The organism is Streptomyces sp. NPDC048275, assembly GCF_040652275.1.
In the GTDB taxonomy this organism is placed as follows: Bacteria; Actinomycetota; Actinomycetes; order Streptomycetales; family Streptomycetaceae; genus Streptomyces.
Genome location: NZ_JBEZLR010000016.1, coordinates 72,743 through 96,390, shown reverse-complemented (window position 1 = coordinate 96,390; position 23,648 = coordinate 72,743). Strand labels below are relative to the sequence as shown.

Sequence of the window (23,648 nt, the reverse complement as noted above, 5' to 3'; positions counted from 1 at the left end):
AGGCTCATGACATGCATGCCTGGCCCGCTTCTGAGGTCCCCGCCCTGCCTGGTGAGGGCCGCGACCTCCGGATCCACGACACCGCGACCGGCGGCCTCGTCACACTCGACCCCGGTCCCGTCGCCCGTATCTACGTCTGCGGCATCACGCCGTACGACGCGACCCATATGGGTCACGCGGCGACCTACAACGCGTTCGACCTCGTTCAGCGCGTGTGGCTCGACACCAAGCGGCAGGTTCACTACGTCCAGAACGTGACCGACGTCGACGACCCGCTCCTGGAGCGGGCGGAGCGCGACGGCGTCGACTGGGTGGGACTCGCCGAGAAGGAGACCGCCCTCTTCCGTGAGGACATGACCGCGCTGCGGATGCTCCCGCCGCGGCACTACATAGGCGCCGTCGAGGCGATACCCGGGATCGTCCCGCTCGTCGAGCGGCTGCGGGACGCCGGGGCCGCGTACGAGCTCGAAGGGGATGTCTACTTCTCCGTCGAGGCCGACCCCAACTTCGGCAAGGTGTCCAACCTGGACGCCGCCGCGATGCGTCTGCTGTCCGCCGAGCGGGGCGGCGACCCGGACCGCCAGGGCAAGAAGAACCCGCTCGACCCGATGCTCTGGATGGCCGCCCGCGACGGTGAGCCGAGCTGGGACGGCGGTTCCCTGGGCCGCGGCCGACCCGGCTGGCACATCGAGTGCGTGGCCATCGCCCTCGACCACCTCGGGATGGGCTTCGACGTCCAGGGCGGCGGCTCCGACCTCGCCTTCCCGCACCACGAGATGGGCGCCTCCCACGCCCAGGTGCTGACCGGCGAGTTCCCGATGGCCAAGGCCTATGTGCACGCCGGCATGGTCGCGCTGCACGGCGAGAAGATGTCGAAGTCCAAGGGCAATCTCGTCTTCGTGTCCAAGCTCCGGCGCGACGGGGTCGACCCGGCCGCCATCCGGCTCGCGCTCCTCGCGCACCACTACCGGGCCGACTGGGAGTGGACGGACACCGTCCTCGAAGAGGCCCTCGCGCGACTGGAGAACTGGCGCTCGGCCGTGTCGCGGCCCGACGGCCCGTCCGCCGACGGGCTCGTCCAGGAGATCCGCGACGCCCTCGCGAACGACCTGGACGCGCCGACGGCGCTTGCCGCGGTCGACCGCTGGGCGGCGCTCGCACACGAGCGGGGCGGCACGGACGAGGGCGCCCCCGGCGTCGTGTCGCGCGCCGTGGACGCCCTGCTGGGTGTTGCCCTGTAGTAGTCGAACGTAGGTCCTTCGCAGGCCTTCCTAGGCCTTGGCAGGCCTTCATGGGCCCTTCGTACGCAAGGGGCGCCGCGCGGTCCCACCGCCCGGCGCCTCTTCGTTCGGAGCGTCGCTTGTTCACGACATCGCGAGCAGCTCCCTTCGGCGGGTGGGCATCTGACAGGGTCACAGCGACGGCTGAGGGGCGGTGCGCGTCGTGCGCACCGCCCCTCGATCGTCGTCAGTCTTCACCCGTCGGCGGCTCAGTCCTCCGAGGAGTCCTCGGGACCGCTGTCCTCGGCGTCGGTGTCCGGCTTGGCATCCGGCGCCGCGTCCGCACCGGTGTCCGGCGCCGCGTCCGCACCGGTGTCCGGTGCCGCATCCGGTCCGGTGTCCGGTGCCGTGCCCGTCTCGGGCCGCTGCGGCTTCGGCGGCCGGGTGCGACCGCCGGAGCCGCCGGGACCGCCCGGACCGTCGCGGAGGTACGAGGCGGAGTCCCCGCTCTCCGTGGCGTGGCCCCCGGCCTGCGTCGTCGGACCGCTGCCGTCCCGCCGCCGCAGATACCGCTCGAACTCGCGCGCGATCGCCTCGCCCGATGCCTCCGGCAGCTCCGCGGTGTCCCGGGCCTCCTCCAGCGACTGCACGTACTCGGCGACCTCGCTGTCCTCGGCGGCCAGCTGGTCCACGCCCAACTGCCAGGCCCGCGCGTCCTCGGGCAGCTCGCCCAGCGGAATGCGCAGGTCGATCAGGTCCTCCAGGCGGTTGAGGAGGGCCAGCGTCGCCTTCGGGTTCGGTGGCTGCGAGACATAGTGCGGTACGGCCGCCCACAGCGACACCGCCGGTACGCCGGCGTGCGTGCACGCCTCCTGGAGGATGCCGACGATGCCCGTGGGACCTTCGTACTTGGTCTCCTCCAGGTCCATGGTGCGGGCCAGGTCCGGATCGGACGTGACCCCGCTGACCGGCACCGGACGGGTGTGCGGGGTGTCACCGAGCAGCGCGCCCAGAATCACCACCAGCTCGACGCCCAGTTCGTGCGCGAAGCCGAGCAGCTCGTTGCAGAACGAGCGCCATCGCATCGACGGCTCGATCCCCCGGACCAGCACCAGGTCACGCGGCTTCTCGCCGCCGACCCGGACCACCGACAACCTTGTCGTCGGCCATGTGATCTTGCGGACACCGCCGTCCATCCACACGGTGGGGCGGTTCACCTGGAAGTCGTAGTAGTCCTCGGCGTCCAGCGCCGCGAACACCTCGCCCTTCCACTCCCTGTCCAAGTGCGCGACCGCGGTGGAGGCGGCGTCGCCGGCGTCGTTCCAGCCCTCGAACGCGGCCACCATGACCGGGTCGATCAGCTCGGGAACCCCCTCGAGCTCGATCACCCAGCGCCTCCTTCCGACGTGCCCCTTACGTACGCCCCAACCTTACGGCGTGCCGAGGGGGCCTCCGCAGCCCCCTTGCACGGGGGAGTGAACGGATCACTGCCCCGTTCGCCACCCCGAAACACCCCCCGGTCGTCCGAGCTGTCCTGGTCAATCGGTCACAAGGTGCTGCGCAGCCACTGCTCCACGCTCGCGATGTGGACGGTCGCCCACGAACGGGCCGCCTCCGCGTCCCGGTCCCGCAGGGCGGACAGGATCGCCCGGTGCTCGTGCAGGGTGCGGCTGACCGCGTCCTCCTGGGTCAGGCCGCGCCAGATGCGGGCCCGGGTCGTGGGTCCGGAGAGGCCGTCGAGCAGCGAGCACAGCACCGAGTTCCCGGAGCTCTGCACGATCCCGCGGTGGAACTCCAGGTCACAGGCGACGAGTTCCTCCACCGAGGGGGCGGAGCCCAGCGCGTCCAGCTGGGTGGTCAGTGCGTCGAGTCGCTGTTCGCTGATGCTCGCGGCGGCCATCGCCGTCGCCGCGGGTTCCAGGATCCGGCGCACCGCGAGGAATTCGAGCACGGTGTCGTCGCGGTGGAAGTCGACGACGAAGCTCAGTGCCTCCAGGAGGAGTTGGGGGTCCAGGCTGGTGACGTACGTGCCGTCGCCCTGCCGCACGTCCAGGATGCGGATCAGGGAGAGGGCACGTACCGCCTCCCGCAGGGAGTTGCGCGACAGCCCCAGATCGGCGGCGAGCTCGCTCTCCTTGGGAAGCCGGTCGCCGGGCCGCAGCGCGCCGGAGACGATCATGCCCTTGATCTTCTCGATCGCCTCGTCGGTAACTGCCATGGCGTACCTCCCTGTTCACCCCGAATGCCGCCCAGACATCCGATGTATCGGCCCATTATGTGGGGTGGGCGGACTGACGCATCCCCTGTCCACGGCCGGATCAGGCGAGAGCCTCCAGATCGGCGAGGGCGGCGGCCTCGTCGAGCGTCGTGAGCGTCCGGTCCCGCATCAGGATCCTGCCGTCGACGACCGTGTCCCGTACGTCCGCCGAGTGCGCGGCGTACGCGAGCGTGGACCACGGGTCGTGCACCGGCCGCAGATGCGGCGCGTTCAGGTCCAGCACGATCAGGTCGGCGCGCTTGCCCGGTTCCAGGGAGCCCAGGTGGTCTCCGAGGCCCAGCGCGCGGGCGCCCTCGACGGTGGCCATCCGGACGGCCTGTTCGGCGCCGACCGCGGTCGGGTCGCCGTCCGCCTTGTGGACCAGGGCCGCCTGCCGCACCGCCCCCAGCATGTCCAGCGTGTTGGAGCTGACCGCGCCGTCCGTGCCGAGCCCCACCGTCACGCCCGCGCTGAGCAGCCGCGGAACCGGCGCGATGCCGCAGCCGAGCTTCAGATTGGAGACCGGACAGTGCGCGACCGACGTCCCGGTGCGCGCCAGGGCCGCGATCTCGGGACCCGTCAGATCCACGGCGTGCGCGAGCAGCAGATCGGGGCCGAGCAGTCCGAGCGAGTCGAGCAGTTCCACCGGCCGCTTGCCGTGGCGGACCTCCACGGTGGCGACCTCGGTCGCGTTCTCCGCGGCGTGGATGTGCAGCAGTGCGCCGAACTCCCGTGCCAGCGCGGCGATTTCGAGGAGCTGCTGGGGTGCGAGCGTGTAGGTCGAGTGGGCGAAGAGAACGGGACGGGTGCCGGGCCGCGCCGACACACGATCGGCCAGGTCGCGGCGGGCCCACGCCATCCGGTCCTCGTAGGCGATGCCGTCCGCCGGGTCCGGTACGTCCATGAAGGTCGGCCCCGTGTGCAGCCGCCAGCCCGCCTCGCGCGCGACCCGCTCGGCCGCCTCGTGGTACCAGTACATGTCCAGCGCCGAGGTCACCCCCGCCCGTACGCTCTCGGCGATCGCGACCCGCATCCCCGCGGCGACGTTCTTCGGGGACAGCAGTTCGGCCTCCCAGCGCAGCACCCGCTCCAGGAAGCCCTGCAGCGTGACGTCGTCGGCGCGGCCGCGCAGCAAGGTCATCGCCAGGTGGGTGTGGGTGTTGACGAGGCCGGGCAGGACCAGACAGCCCGTCGCGTCGAGGGTCTCGGCGGCGTCGTACCGGGTGCGCAGCTCCTCGGCGGGCCCGACGTCCCGGATCGCGCCGTCGCGGACGGCGACCGCGCCGGACCGTACGAAGGTGCCCGCCTCGTCGACGGTGAGGACGTCTCCGCCGTGAACCAGCAGATCGGCGTGCTCAGTCACGAGACATCCTCCGCGTACTCCTCGGCCAGAATGCGCAGCGCCTCCAGCGACACCACCGCGCCGCGCTCCACACCCGCCGCGACGACCTCGCGGTGCGGGTCGTAGCCGCCGGTGCTCTCCTCGTCGACCAGCTCGTCCGCGTTCGCGCCGTCGATCACGAGCACGCCGCCCGCGACGAGGCCCCGCAGCGAGGCGGTGACCAGCAGAGCGGACAGCTCCATCTCGATCGCCGCGAGACCCGCGCCGTCGTAGGAGGTGAGCGCAATCAGTCCCGGCTGGAAGGCCGCCCGGGTCCAGACCAGTCCCCGGTGGTGCGGGGCGCCCGCAGCGCGGGCCGCGCGCTGGAGGGCGAACACGGCCTCGGGGGAGGAGACAGCCGGATACTCCGGCGGCAGCAGCTGCTGGGTCACGCCGTCGTCCCGTACGGCCGCCTCCGCGATGACGAGATCGCCGTCCCCGATGCCGGGGCGCATCGCGCCGGCCGTACCGAACCGCAGGAAGGCCGTGACGCCCGCGTCGGCCAGCTCCTGGAAGAGCAGGATCGCGCCCGGCGCGCCGACCCCGTGCGAGGCGACGGTGACCGGCAGGCCTTTCCAACTTCCGCTGAACACCCGGTATTCGCGGTGGTACGACACCTCCTCGGCGCCGTCGAGCAGCGCGGCGACGGCCGCGGCGCGCGCCGGGTCGCCGACCACCACGGCGGACGGCGGCAGGCCGGTGCGGGGTATTCGGGTGATGGGCAGCAGGTCCTGTGTCATGAGGTGACTCCAGCGGGGCGGGTACGGCGACGGCGGCGGGCCGTCGTCAGGAACAGGGCGCCGAGCGTGACGACGTACGGCGCGGCGTCGGTCGCCTGCTGCGGCAGGCCGAGGCCCTGCAGCCGGAAGCCCGCGGCCTCGGCGAGGCCGAAGAGCAGCGCGGCGAGCAGCACGCCGAGGGGCAGGGCACGGCCGAGCATCACGGCGACGACGGCGATCCAGCCACGGCCCGCCGTCATGTTCTCCGAGAACAACGTGACGTTACCGAGGGCGAGTTGGGCGCCGGCGAGTCCGCACAGCACACCCGAGACGAGCACGGCCGCGTACTGGTACTTGGCCGGGCTGACGCCGAGCGTGGCCGCGGCCCGGGGTGCCTCGCCGACCCCGCGCAGCCGCAGTCCCCACACGTGCCGCGAGAGCAGCAGCGCGGCGACGCCGACCGCAGCCCAGGCCAGATAGGCGAGCGGCGAGAAGCCGCCGACCAACGGCAGTCCGGCCAGTGACGGATCGTCAAAAGTGCCCTGCACGCCGAAGATCGTACGCAGCAGGAAGCTGGTCAGGCCCACGGCGAGGAGGTTCATCGCGATACCCAGAACCACCGCGTCCCCGCGCAGGGTGATGGCGCCGACGGCGAGGACGAGCGAGTACGCGGCGGCGGCGAGCGCGGCCGCGAGGACGCCGAGCCAGGGGCTGCCGGTGAACCAGCTCGTGGTCACGGCCGTGAAGCAGCCCATCAGCATCATGCCTTCGAGGCCGATGTTGAAGACGCCCGCGCGCTCGCACAGCGCGCCGCCGAGCGCGGCCAGCAGGATGGGAGTGAGCGCGCGCAGCGCGGACATGAGGAGATCGGAGTCGAAGAACATCAGACGGCCGCCGCCTTCTTCCTGAACCATCTGTGGGGAAAGCGCAGTCGGGCCGCGAGGAATACGATGACGATGGCCTGGAGCACCTGCGTCAGCTCGCGCGGCACCTCGGTCGTGCGCTCCATGGACAGCCCGCCGACCTGGAGCACGGCGAAGAAGAACGACGCCAGCACCGTGCCCAGCGGGGCCGCGGCCGCGAGCAGCGCGGCGGTCAACCCCGTCCAGGTGTAGCCGGGCGCGGTCAGCGCGCCGTCCACGAAGCGGTACGGAAAGCTCAGCACGCCGATCGCGCCGACGAGCCCGGCGAGCGCGCCCGAGGTCGCCATGAGCCGCAGCGTCAGCCCCTTGCGCTCGACGCCCGCGTACGCGGCGAAACGGGAGTTGAGGCCGGTCATCCGGATCTCGTACCCGATCGCCGTGCGCCGGTCGGTGAACCAGTACGCGGCCGCCGCGAGCGCGACCAGCAGCAGCCCGACCGTCACGGTCGAGGAGCCGAAGGCCGGCAGCGCGACCCCGTCCGGCAGTTGCCGTGTCTGGGGGAGGCTGGAGCCCGGCTCCTTGAGCGGATAGCGGGCCAGGTAGGAGGCGAGCGAGGACGCCGGATAGCTGAGGAGCAGGCTGCTCACCAGCAGCGGAACCCCGAAGTGGTTCTCGCACAGCGCGGCCAGGGCGGCGTACCCGGCGCCCGCCGCCATGCCCGCGAGCAGCGCGAGGACGACGGTGAGCGGTGCGGGACCCGGCGCGTACAGGCCGGTGACCACGGCGGCCATCCCGCCGAGCACCATCTGCCCGTCCCCGCCGAGGTTGATGAGCCCGGCCCGCAGGGGAATGGCCAGCGCGAGGGCGAGGCCCAGCACGCTGGTCGTGGTGGTCAGGGTCGAGCCGATGCCGTCGGCGCCGAGCGAGCCGCTGAGGACGGCGCCGTACGCGGTGACCGGATCGGCGCCCGTGCCGACCAGGAAGAGCGCGCCGATCAGGACCCCGGCGAGGACGGAGAAGGCGACGGGGGAGCGGAGGGCTCCGGTTGTTCGGACGAGCACAGTTGCTCGGGCCGTGGCAGGGCCCTTGATGTCTGTCTCGGGCATGTCAGTCTCCGACCTCCACCGACTCGTCCGACGTGTCCGCCGCGTCCGACGTGTCCGCCGCGTCCGACGTGTCCGGGGCCTCTTCGGGAGCCGAACCGCCCGCCATCGCGAGCCCCAACGCCTGTTCGTCGGCCTCGTCCTTCGTGTACGTGGCCGTGACCCGGCCCTCGTACATCACCAGCACCCGGTCCGCGAGCCCACGGATCTCGCTGAGTTCGGCCGAGACGAGCAGAACGGCGTGGCCCGCGTCGCGGTAGGCGACGAGCTCGTCATGGATCGTCTGGATCGCACCGATGTCGACACCGCGCGTCGGCTGCTCCACCAGCAACAAGGGTGCCTCGTGCGCGAGTTCACGGCCGATCAGCAGTTTCTGCAGATTGCCGCCGGAGAGCGCGGAGGCGGGCACCTCGGGCGTGGCCGCCTTGATGCCGAAGCGCTCGACGAGCCGCCGGGCGTGGGCGCGTACGGCCGCCGGTGGCAACAGCCCCCGGGCCGAGAGGGACGTACGGTGATGCCCCATCGCCAGGTTGTCCGCCACGGACGCGGCGGGCGCGGTGCCGACCGCGTGCCGGTCCTCGGGGACGTACGCGAGGCCCTGCGCGCGCCGTTCGGTCGCCGAGGCGTGCGTGATGTCGTGGCCGCGCAGCGCGACCCGCCCGGCCGTGACCGGCCGCAGCCCGGCCAGTGCCTCGATCAACTCGCTCTGGCCGTTGCCCGCGACGCCCGCGATGCCGACGATCTCGCCCGCGCGGACGGTGAGCCGGACATCCCGTACGGCGTCCGTGTCGAGGTCCGTCACATCCAGCACCACGTCACCGGGGGTGCCCGGGGCGTGTACGCGGTCCAGTTCGACCGCGCGGCCCGTCATCGCGGCGGCGATCTCGTCGGCGGTCGTGTCGGCGGTGCGCAGCCGGGCCACGACGCGTCCGTCCCGCAGCACCGTCACGTTGTCGCTGCCTTCGAGGACCTCGCGCAGCTTGTGCGTGACGAGGATCACCGTACGGCCCTGCGCGGTCAGCGACTTGAGCACCGCGAACAGGGCGTCGGCCTCGGCGGGCGTGAGCACCGCGGTCGGCTCGTCGAGGATGAGCGTACGGGCGCCGCGATGCAGCAGCTTCAGGATCTCCACCCGCTGGCGCAACCCGACCGGCAGGTCGCCGACCCGTGCGTCCGGGTCGACGGCGAGACCGTGCTCCACGGCGAGTTCGCGCACGCGGCGCCGGGCCGCCGCCCGGTCGACCAGACCGAAGCGGCGGGGTTCCGCGGCGTACACGACATTCTCGGCGACCGTCAGCGAGTCGAACAGCTTGAAACTCTGGTGCACCATGCCGAGCCCGGCGGCCATGGCGTCACCGGGGTCGCCGAAGGACACCTCGCGCCCGTCCACCCGGACGGTGCCGGAGTCGGGGCGCTCCATCCCGTACAGGACGGACATCAAGGTGGACTTTCCCGCGCCGTTCTCGCCCATGAGGGCGTGGATCTCGCCGCGGTGGACGGTCAGGTCGACGGCGTCGTTGGCGAGCGTGCCGGGGAATCGCTTGGTGATTCCCCGCAGCTCGACCGCGACGCCGGGATCAGCCGGCTGCGGGGTCATCGACCTTCAGCTCTCCGGACACGATCTGGTCGCGCAGCGCCTCGACCTTCTCCAGGACGTCCTTGTGGTCCGCGATGACGCACTTGGAGGTGTCGACGCCCGCCTCAAGGCCGGTCAGGCTGATGCCGCCCTCCTTCAGGCCGTACGAGACGGTCGTGCCCGCCTTGCCGTCGAGGACCTGCTTGATGCCCTCCTTCACGGCGACGTCCGTCCTCTTGATCACGTTGTCGACGACCGTGCCGGGCGCCGAGACGCACTGGTTGACGTCGACGCCGTAGGCGTACGCGCCCTTGGCCTTGGCCGCCTCGAAGACGCCGTAGTTGCCGGCCGCGGCCGCCGCCATGATCTGGTCGTAGCCCTTGGAGAGGAGCGAGTTCGCCTGCTCCTTGGCGCGGGCCGAGTCGTCGAACGGGGACTGGCCGCCGACGAAACGGGTGGAGGTCTCCGTCTTGGCGGCGACCTTCTTGGCGCCGGCCGCGAACGGGTCGCTGTAGCGCCGGAACTGGGGCGTGTCGAGGACGTCCACCGCGCCGACCTTGCCGCTCTCGCTGAGCAGCCCGGCCTCGGCGCCCGCGAGGAACACGCCCTCGTGCTCGCGGAAGACCGCGCAACTGACGTTCTTGTACGTCTTCGTCGTGCACGCGTCGATCATCAGGAACTGCTGGCCGGTGTGTGCCTCGGCCTGCTGCGCGACCAGGTCGGCGAACTCGAAGCCGACCAGCACGATGACATCCGGCTCGGCGTCCACCGCGGCCTGCACGTTCTGCTGCATGGAGGCGGTGTCCGAGGACTCGTAGACCTTCTGCGTTCCGTCGTGCGACGTGGCCGCGGCCTTCACCCCGTCGACCGCGAGCTTCAGGAACTCGTTCTGACCCACGGCGTCCGGCGTGACGAGGGTGAAGGACTCGCCACTGTCCTTGGCGCTGTCGGAAGTGTCGTTCTTCGCGGCGGCGTTGCAGCCGGTGACCGCGGTGACGAGTAGCGCGGTGGCCGCGGCGAACTGCAGGGTACGGCGGTGTCTGCGGTGCATCGGGGGACCTTCCGGATACGGCAAGGCGCGCTCCGACGGGAGCACGTGAGGGTGAGTGGTGGGCGCTGAGGGGGACGGGTCAGCGTCGACAGCCGTCGCTTGCGCACCGGCCGTGGTCGAGGAAGCGGCGTTTCGTGAGCAGCACACGTCCTCCTTCGCGTAGGCCTGGGGGCTGCGGGTGCTGGACTGTAACACCGGTTTCCGGACAGGTGTACGGCTGTCTCGAACTGTGGTTCCCACAGGTCATGTACGGTGTCGGACACCTTCGGAACATCAGGAGTGTCCCGCTATGTCCCAGGAACTGCGCGCCGTCGACTGGACCGGAAACAGCCTCGCGCTCATCGACCAGACCGTGCTTCCGCACCGCACCGAGACATGTGAAATCCGTGACGTGGACGCTCTGGTGGACGCGATCCAGCGGCTCGTGGTGCGCGGCGCTCCGGCGATCGGGGCGGCCGGGGCGTACGGCGTCGCGCTCGCGCTGCTGCAGGGCGAGCGGGAGGGCTGGGACCGCTCGGAGGTGCGCGCCGCGGTCGCCCGCATCCGCTCGGCACGCCCCACCGCGGTGAATCTCATGGTGTGCGTGGACCGGGTGATGACCCGCTTCGACGAGGGCCTCGACGCGGTCCTCGCCGAGGCCGCGGCTGTCCAGCGCGAGGACGTCGAGGCGAACCGCGCGATGGGGGTGTACGGCGCGGACTGGCTGCTCAAGCGCGTCGACGCCGGCCGGCCGCTGCGCATCCTGACGCACTGCAACACCGGCGCGCTCGCCACCGCGGGCTGGGGCACCGCGCTCGGCGTCATCCGCGAACTGCACGCGCGCGGCCTCGTGGAGGTCGTGTACGCCGACGAGACGCGCCCCCTGCTCCAGGGCTCCCGGCTCACCGCCTGGGAACTCGTCCAGGAGGGCATCGCGCACTACGTCCAGGCCGACGGGGCCGCCGCCGGCACCATCCTGCGCGGCGAGGTCGACGCGGCGATCGTCGGCGCCGACCGCATCGCCGCGAACGGTGACACGGCCAACAAGGTCGGCACCGTGGGCGTCGCGCTGGCCTGCGCGGACGCGGGTATCCCGTTCCTGGTGGCCGCCCCCACGACCACGGTCGATCTGTCGACGGCTTCGGGCGCCGACATCCACATCGAACTCCGGGGCGAGGACGAGGTGTTGGAGTGGTCAGGCGTACGGACGGCTCCGGCGGAGTCCCGGGGGCACAATCCGGCGTTCGATGTCACGCCGGGGCGGCTGGTGACGGGGTTGGTCACGGAGCGCGGGGTACTGGAGGTGTCGGCCGGGGAGTTGCCGGGGGAGCACCTGAGCCGACAGAAGAGCGCTTGAGCTGAGGGCGGAGCGCTTGAGCTGACGGCGGAGCGCCTGGGCTGACGGCACGCGAAAGCCGCGGTCCCGAATCGTCATCGGGCCGCGGCTTTTCGCTGTGCTGAGCGCCCGGTTCAGCGTTGCGTCAGTTCCAACTCCAGCAGCCACTCCACCACTTCGGTGTGATGCCGCGCCTGGCGGGGATCCGCGCCCCACACATACAGCCCGTGCCCGGCGACCACCACGGCCGGCATCCGCGGATCGCGGGCCGCCTCGAGGCGGTCACCCAGCACCTTCATGTCCTGGCTGTTGGTGATGACGGGGAGGGTGACCTCGACGTCGTGGGCGGGCTGGCCGACGCCCTTGAGCATCTCCAGGTCCCTGAAGACGATGCCGCCGGGCTCGCGGCGGCCCATGGCCACGGAAGCGACGGTGTGGACGTGGACGACCGCGCCCGCACCCGTGAGCGCGGCCACACGCGCGTGCAACTCGGCCTCCGCGGACGGCTTGCCGCCCGACACCGCGGCGCCCGAGCCGTCCACCAACACCACATCGGCGGGTGTCAGTTCACCCTTGTCGTGGCCGCTCGCGGTGACCGCGAGGCGGAGCGGCTCACGGGACACCACCACCGACAGGTTTCCCGACGTGCCGCGCATCCAGCCGAAGGAGGCGAAGCGGGCCGACTCGGCGGCCAGGACCGCGCCCGCCTCCTCCAGGTCCAGTGCTGAGGTCTCGACGGTCATGCGGTGCTCCTTGCGATGGTGATCTCGTCGAACGTCCCCGCCTGCGGGTGATCGCCGACGCCCTGCTCGTAGTACGGCTCCCCGGGGCGACGTACGCCCACGGCCTGCCAGCCCGCCGCGCGCGCGGCGTCCAGCTCGCCCGGCCGGTCGGAGAGGAAGAGGATGCGGCCGGGGGCGACGCCCAGGGCGGCCGCGATGGTCGCGTACGACTGAGGCTCCTGCTTGGGGCCCGCGTTCTCCGTGTCGTACAACCCCTCGATGAGCGCCAGCAGATCGCCCTCGGGGCTGGACCGGAACCACGCGCGCTGCGCGGCCACCGAGCCGGACGAGTACACGTGCAGGCGGACGCCTGCCGCGTGCCAGCGGCGCAGCGCCGGGAGCACGTCGTCGTAGAAGTGCGAGACGAGGTCGCCGCGTGCGAAGCCCTCGGACCAGATGAGGCCCTGGAGGGTCTTGAGGGGGGTCGCCTTGCGGTCTTCGTCGAGCCACTCGCCCAGGGCCTTCTCGACGCGTACGGCGTCGGCGTCCGGCTCCCCGATCAGCTCGCGCACCTGCGCGACGGCCCGCGCCACCTCCGGATCACCGCTCCGCTCGGAGAGCAGTGCTCCGAAACGAGAGCGGGAGTACGGGTAGAGCACGTCCACGACGAACCCCGTGGCGCTCGTGGTGCCCTCGATGTCCAGCACCACGGAGTCGATGTCGAAGACGGAACTCATGCTTCGGAACCCGCCCGGTCCGCCGCGTACCCCGCGTCGATCGTGTCGAAGTCCGGGAACCGGTCCGCGATCCGGTCACCGGTGAAGCTCCCGATCCAGCCGTCCTCCTCGTGGAAGAACCGGATCGCGGTGAACGACGGCGCCGTGCCCATGTCGAACCAGTGCGTGGTGCCGCGCGGCACGCCCAGCAGGTCGCCCTTCTCGCACAGCACGGCGTGCACCTCGCCGCCCACGTGGAGGTAGAAGATCCCGGAGCCGGAGACGAAGAAGCGGACCTCGTCATCGTCGTCGTGGGTGTGCTCCTGGAGGAACTTCTGCCGCGCGGCCTTCGCCTTCACCGGGTACTCGGGGTCGTCGCTCGGGTGCAGCCCGAGGACGTCGACCGTGGTGAAGCCCTCCTCGGCGTTCAGCTTGTCGATCTCAGGGCCGTACGCGGCGAACACCGTGTCGCTGTCGGCGTCCGCGGGCACGTCCTCGCGAATCGGCCACTGCTCGTAGCGCACACCGATCGGCGCCAGCGCGGCGGCGATCTCGGCGGGGTCGGAGGTGCGGCGCACCACAGTCAGGGGGCCGGACTCGGGCCAGGTCGTCAGCAGGGTCATGGGAGCAACTCCAGGAACTGGAAGGGATGTCCGGATGCTGGACGGGCGCCCGGACGGGGAGTGGGGAGGGACGGAGGCGGGAACGAGGACGGCGGGCGCGGCATGCCCGGGCGCGGCGCGCGAGGGGCAAAAGCCGACGGGGGTACGGGGATCCGGCCGGATTCCGGTGGGAAACCCCTGGTCAGCCGCGACACCCCGCGCCGGTACAGCGTCGCCTCGCTGTCGCGCACGGTGTCGTCATCAGAGCCTCACTGTCCCGGGTCGGGTGCCGGTTCCGAGATGGTAACTCCCGGCGGACGGTCGGCCGAGTGTGACGTAGTTGTTGTCTCAAGTGCTGAGAAAGTGGGTCCTACGCTTTGACGCATGGCTGGAAACGTTCAGATCATCTGCCTATGAAGACGCTGCTGCTCGTGCGGCGGCTGTACGTGGACTTGCTCCGGTCGACCACAGCCCGCTGTCGCTGACCTGCCCCCGGAGTGCCGAGTCGACCGAGCCCGAAGCGGCACGTCGGCCCAGCCAGAGGGGCTCCCGCCCGCTGTGCGGTGGTGGCGCGTCTGTCTGCCCTGCTCCGGGTCAAGCATTCCCTTTCCTTCATCCCCTGCGTACCGCCCTGCATTTGGAGCCCCGTCATGTCCCGTAGCCGTCTGCCTCTTGCCGCGTTGTCGCTGGCCTCCGTCTCCGCCCTCTTCCTCGCGGGCTGCTCGCAGTCCTCGAACGCCTCGGAGAGCACAGGTGACCAGGCCGCGTCGGCGTCCGCCGCCACCGGCAAGAAGCCCGCGCCGTTCAGCAAGGGCACGGTCAAGGTGGCCCTGGTGCGGCAGAGCGGCGCCGGTGACTACTTCGAGCAGTGGGGCAACGGCGCCAAGGCGCAGGCCAAGGCCCTCGGTATCGACCTGACGGTGTACGACGCCCAGGCTGACAACGCCAAGCAGGCCACCGACCTGTCCTCGGCGATCAACTCCGGCACACAGGCGATCATTGTCGACCACGGCTTTCCGGCCACCATCCAGCCGGAGATCGACAAAGCGGTGAAGAAGGGCATCAAGGTCGTCGTCTACGACGTCGAGCAGACCAACAAGTCGGCCGTCAGCACCAAGCAGGACGACGCCAGCATGGCCCAGGCCGTCCTCGACGTGATGGCGAAGGAGCTCGGCAAGAACGCCAAGGTCGGCTACGTCAACGTGGCCGGCTACGCCGCCCTCGACAAGCGGGACTCGGTCTGGAAGTCCACGGTCGAAGCCAACGGCTGGAAGCAGCAGTTCAAGGTCGGCAAGGTGACCGACTCGACGGCCACCGACAACGTTCCCCTGGTCTCCGCCGCGCTCACCCAGAACTCCGACGTGACCGGCGTCTTCGCCCCCTACGACGAACTGGCCAAGGGCACCGTCCTCGCCGTCCAGAACAAGAAGCTCCAGGACAAGGTGAAGGTCTTCGGCGCGGACGTCTCCAACGCCGACATCCAGAACATGACCGCCACCGGCAGCCCTTGGGTCGCCACGGCGGGCACCGACCCGTCCGCGGTCGGCGCCGCCGTGGTCCGCACCGCCGCCCTGGAGTTGGCCGGTCAGCTGAACAAGACCTCGGTCGAGTTCCCCGCCGTCGCCATCACCCAGGACTTCCTGCGCGAGAAGAAGATCGAGAACATGGACCAGCTGCGCGAGGCGCTCCCCGCGCTGAACCTGTCCAAGGTGAGCACCGCGGACTGGATCCCCAATGTCGCCCACTGATCCGATCTCGCCCAGCGAACCGATCTCGCCCACCGAACCGGTGTCGGCCACCGAACCGGCAGTGCGCCTCCGCGAGGTCAGCATGGCCTTCGGCGGCAAGACCGTCCTGGAGTCCGTCTCCCTGGACATCGCCCCGGGCAGCGTCGTCGCGCTGCTCGGAGCGAACGGCGCCGGCAAGTCCACGCTGATCAAGATCCTGTCGGGTGTCCACACGGATCACGGCGGGGAAGTGAGCGTGAACGGCGCCCCCGCCGCGCTCCACTCTCCGCTCGCCGCCCGCCAGTTGGGCATCCAGACCGTGCACCAGCGCATCGGCGAGGGCATCGTCCCCGGCCTCACGGTCGCCGAGAACCTGGTCTTCGAGGAGCTGGCGCAGACCCGCGGCAACCCGTTCCTCAGCGGGCGTCGACAGTTGGCCCGCGCCCGCGAGATCCAGTCCGCCCTGGACCTCGGCTGGAGCGACACCGTGCTCAAGCGCGACGTCACCGAACTCGGCATCTCCGACCGGCAGCTGCTGATCCTGGCCCGCGCCCTCGCGACCCGCCCCCGCCTGCTCATCCTCGACGAGCCGACCTCCGCGCTCTCCGCCGCCGAGGCGGAGCGCCTCTTCGCGCTCGTCGAGCGGATGCGGTCCGAGGGCATCGCCGTGCTGTACGTCTCCCACCGCCTCGGCGAGATCGACGCGCTCGCCGACCGGCTGGTCGTCCTGCGAGACGGCCGTCTCACCGGGGACCAGACCAAGCCCTTCGACTGGGACAGCGCCCTGCGCGCCATGCTCGCCCAGGCGCAGGAGGCGACCACCGCGCGCCCCCAGCGGGCCGCCGACCAGGGCGAGATCGTCCTCTCCCTGCGCGGTGTCCCCCTCCTCGACGGCCACACCCCGCAGAACCTCGACCTCCGTACGGGCGAGGTCACCGGTGTCGTGGGCCTGCTCGGCGCGGGCAAGACCGAGCTGGCCCGCGGCCTCTTCGGCGCCGAACCCTTCACCGGGGGAGCCGTCGAGCTGGACGGCAAGCCGTACCAGCCCCGCCGCCCCGCCGACGCGATCCGTCGCGGCGTCCACCTCGTCCCCGAGGACCGGCACGCGGACGCCCTGGTCCCCGGCTGGTCGGTGGCCCAGAACATCTCGCTGCCGTTCCTGAAATCGCTGTCCACGGCGGGACTGGTGAACCGGACCAAGGAGGAAGCCCTCGGCCGCGACACCATCGAGCAGCTCGGTGTCGTCGCCCGCGACGAGCGCAGCACCGTCGAGGAGCTGTCCGGCGGCAACCAGCAAAAAGTCGTCGTCGGCCGCTGGCTCGCCGAGAACCCGCGCGTCCTCATCCTGGACGAGCCGTTCCGAGGCGTGGACATCGGCGCCCGCCGCGACATCGGCCGCCGCGCCCGCGCACTGGCCGCCGACGGATCCGCCGTCCTCGTCCTGTCCGCCGACGTCGACGAGATCCTGGAGATCGCCGACCGGGTCGTCGTCCTGGCCGCGGGCGAGATCCGCCTCGACGCGTACGGGGAAGACGCCGAGCGCGACCGCGTCATCCAGACCATCTCGGCGTCCGTCTGATGCCGTACCCGTCCGTCGGCCTGATGCCGCACCTACCCGGCGGCGCACACCCGATGCCGGTCACACCAGGAAGTACGCCATGACCACCACCCAGAGCACGCCCGTGAAGGCGGCGACCCCGTCCTCGCCCGCCCTCGGCCCGCGCGTGCAGAACGCCGTCATCAAGTACGGCTTCATCTTCGTCACCGTCACGCTCTTCGCGTACTTCGGAATCAGCGAGCCGTCCTTCCGCGACTCGGCGACGCTCCTCGACACCCTCCGCTACGTCTCCGTCGCCGCCATCCTCGGCCTCGGCGTCACGCTCACCATGGCCGTCGGCGGCATGGACATGTCTGTCGGCGCGGTCGCCGGCCTCGGCGTCACGGTCGCCGCGAAGACGATGGTCACGTACAACCAGGTCGGCACGGTCGCGATCCTCGCCGTCATCGCGGCGGGCGCGCTCGTGGGCCTTCTCAACGCCCTCCTGATCGTCGTCCTCAAGATCCCGGACATGCTGGCCACGCTCGGCACCCTGTTCGTGATCCAGGGCACCAAACTGGTCCTGGTCGACGGGCAGTCCATCACCCCCGGCATGACCCAGTCCGACGGCACCACCGCGCCCGGCAAGTTCACCGACGGCTTCCTGCGCATCGACCGCGGCACCGTCCTCGGCATCCCCATCTCGGTCCTGATCTTCGGCGCGCTGACGGTGATCGCCTGGGTGTTCCTGGCCCGCACCCGCTGGGGCCGTGTGCTGTACGCGATCGGCGCCAACCCGGAGGCCGCACGCCTGGCCGGCATCCGCGTCGGCGCGTACCGGGCCCTCGCGTACGTCCTGTCCGGCGTCCTCGCCTCCATCGGCGGCCTGATCCTCGCCTCCCGCATCGGCCAGGGAGACGTATCCGCCGGTACCTCCCAGCTCCTCGAGGCCGTCGCGGTGGCGCTGGTCGGCACCTCGGTCCTCGGCCGGGGCCGCCCGAACGTCTGGGGCACGGCCCTGGGCGCCGTCCTGATCGGCATCATCACCACCGGCCTGACCATCAAGGGCCTGCCCTACTACACCCAGGACGTCGTCGAGGGCGCGGTCCTCATCCTCGCCCTGGTCTTCAGCTTCACCCTGTCCAAGCGCCGCACCGCATAAGGGAGTACCGACCCGATGGGCTACCGCATCCTGGAGACCGAGGACATCGCCGGCTACCTGCGCGAGCGCGGCCACTGGGGCGCCGACGAACCCCACGTCCGCGAGGTCTCCGACGGCAACATGAACCGCGTCTTCCTCGCCACCTCCACCGACGGCACCCGGGGCCTCGCCGTCAAACAGGCCCTGCCCTGGGTGCGCGTCGCGGGCCCCTCCTGGCCGATGAGCCCCGAGCGCGCCGACGCGGAGGCCCGCGCCTACGAGCAGGTCACCAAGGTCGCCCCCGACAAGATCCCGGCGATCCACGGCTACGACTCGGACAACTACGCCCTCGTCATGGAGGACATGTCCGACCTTCAGGTGCTGCGCACGGTCCTCAACGACGGCGCCGCGTACGGCCCGGACACCTCCCGCCGCATCGGTGAGTTCGTCGCCCAGCTCTCCTTCGCCACCAGCGACTTCGGCATGCCGTCCGCCGACCGCAAGGCGTTGATCGCGGCCTCCGTCAGCCCCGAGTTGTGCAAGATCACCGAAGACGTCGTCCTCTCCGAGCCGTACCTCGCGCACGAGCACAACCACTGGCACCCGGGCCTCGACGACCTCGCCGCGGCCTTCCGCTCCGACCCGCGGCTGCGCACCGAGGTCGCCGAGCTGCGTCACCTCTTCATGACCAGTGCGCAAGCCCTCCTGCACGGCGATCTGCACACCGGCAGTGTCATGGTGGGCGCCCGCGAAGGCGCCCCGGTGGTACGGGTTTTCGACCCCGAGTTCTCGTTCGTCGGCCCGATCGGCTTCGACCTCGGCCTGTACTGGGCCAACACCCTCGTCTCTCAGGCCCGCGCGAGCGCCCTCGGCGCCGAGGGCGACCACGGCGACCAACTCCGGCTGTCCTGGGACGCGTTCAGGGCGGAGTTCCGCCGCCTGTGGCCGACCCGGGTCGACGCCTTCTTCGACGACGCCTACCTCGACCGCTTCCTGGACCGCGTCTGGACCGAGTCCCTGGGCTTCGCCGGCGCGGAGATCGTCCGCCGCGTCATCGGCTTCGCCCACCTCACCGACCTGACCACCCTGCCCGACCCGGTCCCAGCCTCCCGCCGCGCCCTGCTGCTCGGGCGTGAACTCATCATCAGGCGTGCCGAGTTCACCGGCCCCGAGGACGTCCGCGCCGCGGTCCGGTCCCTGGCCTGACAGAACCCCGGCGGCGTACGGGATCCGAGGCCCGTACGCCGCCGGTCCCGGCGTACAAAGGCAAGAGGGGCGGCTCCTCCCGTGGGAGCCGCCCCTCAAGCCCGCTCGGACCGCCTACTTCTCGTCGAGCAGGTCCTGCACCTTGGCGCGTATCTCGTCCGTGGCCAGGCCGCGGATCGTCAGCGTCGTACGGCGGCGCAGCACGTCGTCCGCGGTCTCGGCCCACTCGTTGTCGCGGGCGTAGACGACCTGCGCCCAGATCTCCGGGGCGTCCGGATGGACGCGCTCGGCGAGTTCCGGGTTGTCGTTGGCCAGGCGCGCGACGTCGAAGGCCAGCGAACCGTAGTGCGTCGCCAGGTGCTTGGCGGTGTCGGCGCCCATGCGCGGACCGGGCGCCGGACCGTCGACAAGGAGGCGGTGCGCGACGGCGCGCGGGTTGGCCACACCCGGCAGCGGCAGCTTCTTCGGCAGCTCCGAGATCGGCTCGAAGTCCTCGCCCAGCGGGTGGCCAGGCAGCGACTCCAGCTTCTTCATGACCGTACGGCCGATGTGCCGGAAGGTGGTCCACTTGCCGCCCGAGACCGACAGCATCCCGCCGCGGCCTTCCGTGACGACCGTCTCGCGCTTGGCCTTCGCGGTGTCACCCGGGCCACCGGGCAGCACGCGAAGACCGGCGAAGGAGTACGTGATCAGGTCACGGGACAGCTGCTGGTCGCGGATGGAGAACGCGGCCTCGTCCAGGATCTGGGATATGTCCTTCTCGTTGACCGCGACGTCCGCCGGGTCGCCCTCGTACTCCTCGTCGGTCGTGCCGAGCAGCAGCATGTCCTCCCAGGGGAGGGCGAAGGTGATCCGGTACTTGTCGATCGGGGTCGCGAGCGCGGCCTTCCAGGGGGAGGTGCGCTTGAGGACCAGGTGCGCGCCCTTGGACAGACGGATGGACGGCGCCGCGTTCGGGTCCTCCAGCTTGCGCAGGTGGTCGACCCACGGGCCGGTGGCGTTGAGGACGAGGCGCGCGTCGACGCCGAACTCCGCGCCGTTCGTCCGGTCCCTGAGGTCGGCTCCGGTGACCCGGCCCCTGGTGAAGCGCAGGCCCGTCACCTCGGCGTGGTTGAGGACGACGGCACCCGACTCGACGGCCGCGCGGACCGTCATCAGCGCCATCCGCGCGTCGTTCATCTGGTCGTCGCCGTACACGGCCACGGCCTTGAGGTTCTCGGTGCGCAGCTCGGGGACGTCCCGCGCCGCCTTCGACGGCGAGAGCAGGTGGCCGACGCCGTCGCCGAACGCCGACAGCGCGGAGTAGGCGAAGACGCCCGCCCCGAGCTTTGCCGCGCCGTGCGGCCCGCCCTTGTACACGGGGAGGTAGAAGGTGAGCGGGTTCGCCAGGTGGGGGGCCACCTGACGGGAGACCGCACGGCGCTCGAAGTGGTTCTCCGCCACCAGCTTCACCGCGCCGGTCTGCAGATAGCGCAGACCGCCGTGGAGCAGCTTGGAGGAGGCGGAGGAGGTGGCGCCGGCGAAGTCGCCGGCGTCGACCAGGGCCACCCTGAGGCCGGACTGCGCGGCGTGCCAGGCGGTGGAGATGCCCAGGATGCCGCCGCCGATCACGAGAAGGTCGTACGTCGCCTTGGAAAGCTGCTCCCGGGTCTCGGCGCGGCTCACTGCCTTGAAATTGAACGCAGCGGAGCCGGAGGCCGGGTGCGTACCGAGGGCAGGCACGGTCTGCAGGGTGGACTCACTGGTCATGCGGATTCTTACTCCTCGTCCTCGAGCCAGCCCATGGTCCGCTCGACGGCCTTGAGCCAGCTCTTGTACTCACGGTCGCGCTCGTCCGCGGCCATGTTGGGGGTCCATTCGGCGGCCCGGCGCCAGTTGGCGCGCAGGTCCTCGGTGTTGGTCCAGAAGCCGACGGCGAGACCGGCGGCGTAGGCGGCGCCGAGGCAGGTGGTCTCGGCGACCATCGGGCGCACCACGGGGGCGTCCAGGACGTCGGCCAGGGTCTGCATCAGCAGGTTGTTGGAGGTCATGCCGCCGTCGACCTTGAGGGCCGTGAGCTCGACGCCGGAGTCCTTGGTCATGGCGTCGCTGATCTCACGGGTCTGCCAGGCGGTGGCCTCGAGCACGGCGCGCGCGATGTGCGCCTTCGTGACGTACCGGGTCAAGCCGGCGATCACGCCACGGGCGTCCGGACGCCAGTACGGGGCGAACAGACCGGAGAAGGCCGGCACGAAGTAGGCGCCGCCGTTGTCCTCGACCGACGACGCGAGCGTCTCGATCTCGGCGGCGGACTTGATCAGGCCCATCTGGTCGCGCATCCACTGCACCAGCGCGCCGGTGACGGCGATGGAGCCTTCGAGGGCGTAGACCGGCTTCTGGTCGCCGATCCGGTAGCCCACGGTGGTCAGCAGTCCGCTGTACGAGTTGATGACCTTGTCACCGGTGTTCATCAGCATGAACGTGCCGGTGCCGTAGGTGGACTTGGCCTCGCCCTCGGAGAAACAGGTCTGGCCGAACAGGGCCGCCTGCTGGTCGCCCAGCGCGGAGGCGACCGGGATGCCGCCGAGCAGCTCGCCGAGCGGACCGCCGGTGACCTCGCCGTACACCTCGGCGGAGGAGCGGATCTCGGGCAGCATCGCCAGCGGGACGCCGATGGATTCGGCGATCTTGGGGTCCCACTGCAGGGTGTGCAGGTTCATCAGCATGGTGCGGGAGGCGTTGGTGACATCGGTGACGTGGTGGCCGCCGTTCGCACCGCCCGTGAGGTTCCAGATGACCCAGGTGTCCATGGTGCCGAAGAGGATGTCGCCGGCCTCGGCGCGCTCGCGCAGGCCCTCGACGTTGTCGAGCAGCCAGCGGGCCTTGGGGCCGGCGAAGTACGACGCGAGCGGCAGGCCGGTCTCGCGGCGGAAGCGGTCCTGGCCGACGTTGCGGCCGAGCTCCCTGCAGAGGGCGTCGGTGCGGGTGTCCTGCCAGACGATGGCGTTGTGGACGGGCTCACCGGTGTTCTTGTCCCACAGCAGCGTGGTCTCACGCTGGTTGGTGATGCCGATGGCCTTGATGTCTTCGCGGGTGATGCCGGCCTTGTCGATGGCCCCGGCCACGACCTCCTGGACATTGGTCCAGATCTCGGCCGCGTTGTGCTCGACCCAGCCCGGCTTCGGGAAGATCTGCTCGTGTTCCTTCTGGTCGACGGCGACGATACGGCCGTCGCGGTCGAAGACGATGCAGCGGGACGAGGTGGTGCCCTGGTCGATGGCGGCGATGAAGGGGCCGGCGGTGTGTGCGTCGGTCACGGTGTGCTCCTGAAGGTTCCGTACGAAAGAGGCTGGCTTACGGCGTATTGCTTACGGCTCGGAAAACCTTGCGGTTCAAGGAACTCCAGGGCGTCTGGGCGCGGGGCCCGGGCGCCTCGGAAGCTCTGAGCGAAGAGGCTCTGAGCGAAGAGGCTCTAAGCAAAAGCGACGCTGTAGAGGCCTGCGGCGAGCGCGCCGCCGATCAGCGGACCGACGACCGGGACCCAGGAGTAGCTCCAGTCGGAACCGCCCTTGTTGGGCAGGGGGAGCAGGGCGTGCACGATACGCGGACCGAGGTCACGGGCCGGGTTGATCGCGTAGCCGGTCGGGCCACCGAGGGAGAGACCGATGGCGACAACCACGAGCGCGGTGATCAGGGCGCCCAGGGGGCCGAGACCGTTGCCGCCGTCGTTCAGGCCCTGCGTCATGACCGCGATCACCAGCACGAAGGTGCCGATGATCTCCGTGGCGAGGTTCTGCACCACGTTCCGGATCTCGGGACCGGTGGAGAAGATGCCGAGCACGGGGCCCGCGCCCTTCTCTCCCGCCTCGACGGACTTGGTGACCTCGCTTTCGGGGCCGCCGACGATCTCGGGATCGGTGAGGTGCGCCTGGAACTGTCCGTAGTACGCGACCCAGACCAGCGTGGCACCGATCATGGCGCCCAGCAGCTGACCGCCCCAGTACACCGGCAGGTCGTCCCAGCCGCCGTTCTCGATGGTCAGGGCCAGCGTCACGGCCGGGTTCAGGTGCGCGCCGGACAGTGGCGCGGAAGTGTAGACCGCCGTCAGAACGGCGAAGCCCCACCCGAAGGCGATGGCGAGCCAGCCGGCGTTACGGGCCTTCGAGGCCTTCAGTGTGACGGCGGCGCAGACGCCGCCACCCAGCAGGATGAGTATGGCGGTACCTATGGTCTCGCCGATGAAGATGTCGGAGCTGGACACCCGCGACTCCTTTGTCCTTCGTCCAGGGGAAGCAGAACCCCGGGTCCCTCCGGTGGTTCGTGCTCTCATTTCGTGCTCTCGTGGAGAGAGCAATACGGCCCATGGCGTCGTCACACTCTAGCGCGTATTGCCGGTAGGTGTTCGACAATGCCGACCGATGGACGGGAGTCTTGTCTCCGTGTTACCGGCGCGTCAAGAGCTCTGTTATCGAAAACTCGATCGTTATTGATCGCTGCGAGTTATCGATCTTCGGCCTGGGTGCGCACGCCAGA

General features: G+C 70.8%; 20 protein-coding genes. 6 read left to right on the top strand and 14 right to left on the bottom strand.

What is annotated here, in order from left to right:
- Positions 1–11: 11 nt before the first annotated feature.
- Positions 12–1,241: a cysteine--1-D-myo-inosityl 2-amino-2-deoxy-alpha-D-glucopyranoside ligase gene (gene mshC, locus AB0D57_RS13005; RefSeq protein WP_362070982.1), complete on the top strand. Its 1,230-nt coding sequence runs from the start codon at positions 12–14 to the stop codon at positions 1,239–1,241.
- Between the two features lie 248 nt (positions 1,242–1,489).
- On the opposite strand, the gene AB0D57_RS13000 is transcribed toward mshC, so the two are convergent.
- The 8 genes from AB0D57_RS13000 to AB0D57_RS12965 form a co-directional block, all read right to left on the bottom strand.
- Positions 1,490–2,608 (bottom strand): PAC2 family protein, encoded by a 1,119-nt coding sequence (locus AB0D57_RS13000; RefSeq protein WP_362070979.1) that lies wholly within the window; start codon positions 2,606–2,608, stop codon positions 1,490–1,492.
- Between the two features lie 158 nt (positions 2,609–2,766).
- A complete protein-coding gene (locus tag AB0D57_RS12995; protein WP_362070977.1) occupies positions 2,767–3,438 on the bottom strand; it encodes a FadR/GntR family transcriptional regulator in 672 nt (223 codons plus the stop codon).
- Positions 3,439–3,538: 100 nt separating this feature from the next.
- Positions 3,539–4,840: an amidohydrolase gene (locus AB0D57_RS12990; protein WP_362070975.1), complete on the bottom strand. Its 1,302-nt coding sequence runs from the start codon at positions 4,838–4,840 to the stop codon at positions 3,539–3,541.
- Positions 4,837–5,598, bottom strand: coding sequence for a nucleoside phosphorylase (locus tag AB0D57_RS12985; RefSeq protein ID WP_362070973.1), 762 nt, complete (start codon positions 5,596–5,598; stop codon positions 4,837–4,839). Before AB0D57_RS12985 ends, AB0D57_RS12990 begins: the two co-directional genes overlap by 4 nt.
- Positions 5,595–6,461, bottom strand: a complete 867-nt coding sequence (locus tag AB0D57_RS12980; RefSeq protein ID WP_362071037.1) for an ABC transporter permease — start codon at positions 6,459–6,461, stop codon at positions 5,595–5,597. Before AB0D57_RS12980 ends, AB0D57_RS12985 begins: the two co-directional genes overlap by 4 nt.
- Positions 6,461–7,546 carry an ABC transporter permease gene (locus tag AB0D57_RS12975; RefSeq protein WP_362070971.1) on the bottom strand — a complete coding sequence of 362 codons (1,086 nt, stop codon included), beginning with the start codon at positions 7,544–7,546 and terminating at the stop codon, positions 6,461–6,463. The genes AB0D57_RS12980 and AB0D57_RS12975 overlap by 1 nt, the downstream gene beginning before the upstream one ends.
- 1 nt (position 7,547) lies before the next feature.
- Entirely contained in the window at positions 7,548–9,140 is a 1,593-nt protein-coding gene (locus tag AB0D57_RS12970) for an ABC transporter ATP-binding protein (protein ID WP_362070969.1), read from the bottom strand.
- Positions 9,121–10,170 (bottom strand): BMP family ABC transporter substrate-binding protein, encoded by a 1,050-nt coding sequence (locus AB0D57_RS12965; RefSeq protein ID WP_362070967.1) that lies wholly within the window; start codon positions 10,168–10,170, stop codon positions 9,121–9,123. The genes AB0D57_RS12970 and AB0D57_RS12965 overlap by 20 nt, the downstream gene beginning before the upstream one ends.
- A gap of 289 nt (positions 10,171–10,459) precedes the next feature.
- On the opposite strand from AB0D57_RS12965, the gene mtnA reads away from it, so the two are divergent.
- Entirely contained in the window at positions 10,460–11,506 is a 1,047-nt protein-coding gene (gene mtnA / locus AB0D57_RS12960; protein WP_362070965.1) for an S-methyl-5-thioribose-1-phosphate isomerase, read from the top strand.
- A 113-nt stretch (positions 11,507–11,619) separates the two neighbouring features.
- Here the strand turns inward: mtnA and mtnB are convergent, their stop codons facing one another.
- The 3 genes from mtnB to AB0D57_RS12945 are packed head-to-tail and all read right to left on the bottom strand — an operon-like array spanning position 11,620 to position 13,546.
- Positions 11,620–12,228 carry a methylthioribulose 1-phosphate dehydratase gene (gene mtnB, locus AB0D57_RS12955; protein WP_362070963.1) on the bottom strand — a complete coding sequence of 203 codons (609 nt, stop codon included), beginning with the start codon at positions 12,226–12,228 and terminating at the stop codon, positions 11,620–11,622.
- The gene (gene mtnC, locus AB0D57_RS12950) at positions 12,225–12,944 is read right to left on the bottom strand and encodes an acireductone synthase (RefSeq protein ID WP_362070961.1); all 720 of its coding nucleotides are present in this window, start codon (positions 12,942–12,944) and stop codon (positions 12,225–12,227) included. Before mtnC ends, mtnB begins: the two co-directional genes overlap by 4 nt.
- Positions 12,941–13,546, bottom strand: coding sequence for a cupin (locus AB0D57_RS12945; RefSeq protein WP_362070959.1), 606 nt, complete (start codon positions 13,544–13,546; stop codon positions 12,941–12,943). The genes mtnC and AB0D57_RS12945 overlap by 4 nt, the downstream gene beginning before the upstream one ends.
- Positions 13,547–14,175: 629 nt before the next feature.
- On the opposite strand from AB0D57_RS12945, the gene AB0D57_RS12940 reads away from it, so the two are divergent.
- The 4 genes from AB0D57_RS12940 (at position 14,176) to mtnK (ending at position 19,136) form a co-directional block, all read left to right on the top strand.
- Positions 14,176–15,273: a substrate-binding domain-containing protein gene (locus AB0D57_RS12940; RefSeq protein ID WP_362070957.1), complete on the top strand. Its 1,098-nt coding sequence runs from the start codon at positions 14,176–14,178 to the stop codon at positions 15,271–15,273.
- Positions 15,260–16,831, top strand: a complete 1,572-nt coding sequence (locus tag AB0D57_RS12935) for a sugar ABC transporter ATP-binding protein (protein ID WP_362070955.1) — start codon at positions 15,260–15,262, stop codon at positions 16,829–16,831. Before AB0D57_RS12940 ends, AB0D57_RS12935 begins: the two co-directional genes overlap by 14 nt.
- 79 nt (positions 16,832–16,910) lie before the next feature.
- Positions 16,911–17,951 carry an ABC transporter permease gene (locus tag AB0D57_RS12930; protein ID WP_362070953.1) on the top strand — a complete coding sequence of 347 codons (1,041 nt, stop codon included), beginning with the start codon at positions 16,911–16,913 and terminating at the stop codon, positions 17,949–17,951.
- Between the two features lie 15 nt (positions 17,952–17,966).
- Entirely contained in the window at positions 17,967–19,136 is a 1,170-nt protein-coding gene (gene mtnK, locus AB0D57_RS12925) for an S-methyl-5-thioribose kinase (RefSeq protein WP_362070951.1), read from the top strand.
- 114 nt (positions 19,137–19,250) lie between these two features.
- Here mtnK and AB0D57_RS12920 read toward each other — a convergent pair whose 3' ends face one another.
- From AB0D57_RS12920 to AB0D57_RS12910, 3 genes are all read right to left on the bottom strand, one after another.
- Entirely contained in the window at positions 19,251–20,885 is a 1,635-nt protein-coding gene (locus AB0D57_RS12920; RefSeq protein ID WP_362070949.1) for a glycerol-3-phosphate dehydrogenase/oxidase, read from the bottom strand.
- An 8-nt stretch (positions 20,886–20,893) separates the two neighbouring features.
- Positions 20,894–22,432, bottom strand: a complete 1,539-nt coding sequence (gene glpK, locus AB0D57_RS12915) for a glycerol kinase GlpK (RefSeq protein ID WP_362070947.1) — start codon at positions 22,430–22,432, stop codon at positions 20,894–20,896.
- 155 nt (positions 22,433–22,587) lie between these two features.
- Complete coding sequence (locus AB0D57_RS12910; RefSeq protein ID WP_362070945.1) at positions 22,588–23,376, bottom strand: MIP/aquaporin family protein; 789 nt, start codon at positions 23,374–23,376, stop codon at positions 22,588–22,590.
- Positions 23,377–23,648 lie beyond the last annotated feature (272 nt).